This is a genomic window from Microbispora siamensis (genome assembly GCF_016863095.1).
Lineage (GTDB): Bacteria > Actinomycetota > Actinomycetes > Streptosporangiales > Streptosporangiaceae > Microbispora > Microbispora siamensis.
Genome location: NZ_BOOF01000129.1, coordinates 1 through 897 on the forward strand (window position 1 = coordinate 1; position 897 = coordinate 897).

Here is an 897-nt window from a genome sequence, read left to right on the forward strand (position 1 = left end):
CCATCGGGAGGTTATGTCCGCGTTGTCGTCGCGGCCTGGAGCGGATGTGGCGGTGATCGCTCATCATGCGGTGGAGGCCGGTCCTGCGGCCTACCAGGAGGCGGTGCGCTGGGCCGGTGCGGCGGCCGAACAGGCGGCGCTGCGTCTGGCCTATGAGGAGGCGGCGATCTGGTGGGACCGCGCGGTCAGGGCCCACGACGCCGCCGCCGGTGACGCCGGCACCCATGTGGAGCTGTTGCTGCGGCAGGTTCGCGCGCTGCTGGAGGCCGGTGATCCGATCGCGGCCCGGCGGGTGAGGGCCGAGGCTGTGCGCGCCGCCGACCGTGTCCCCGACCGCCCCGACCTGACCATCGCCGCGCTGACCGCGCTGGACGCCCCGGCCCTGTGGACCACCCGCGACCCGTATGAGGCGGTGGAACTGCGGCTGGTCCACCGGTTCCAGACGGTGCTGGAGCGCCTGCCCGGCGACGACAGCCCGGAGCGGGCGCGGTTGCTGGGCGGGCTGGCCCAGGAGTTGTACGACGGTAGCGGTGATGCCCGGTGCGATGCCCTGTCGCGTGAGGCGGTGGAGATGGCCCGCCGGTTGGGTGACCCTCACCTGCTGATGCGGATGCTCAACGCCCGTCATCTGGCCCTGCCTCAGCCGCGGCACCTGCAGGAGCTGTCCGGCATCGCCACTGAGCTGCAGGATCTGGCTCTCGGGGCGCAGGCGCCGGGGTTCGAGCTGCTGGCCCAGATGATGCATACCCACAACCGGCTGGAGGCGTTCGATCTGGCCGGCGCCGACCAGGCCGCCGCCCGGTGCGAGCAACTGCTGGAACGCCTGCCCCTGCCCTGGCCACGCTTCCAGCACACCCTCTGGCAGGCCAACCGCCTCGCCCTCGACGGCCGATTCGA

General features: G+C 72.6%; 1 pseudogene. It reads left to right on the top strand.

Features of this window, described 5'->3' with window-relative positions:
• Positions 1 to 52: 52 nt before the first annotated feature.
• Positions 53 to 897: pseudogene (locus Msi02_RS42775) on the top strand (hypothetical protein); the annotation flags it as partial.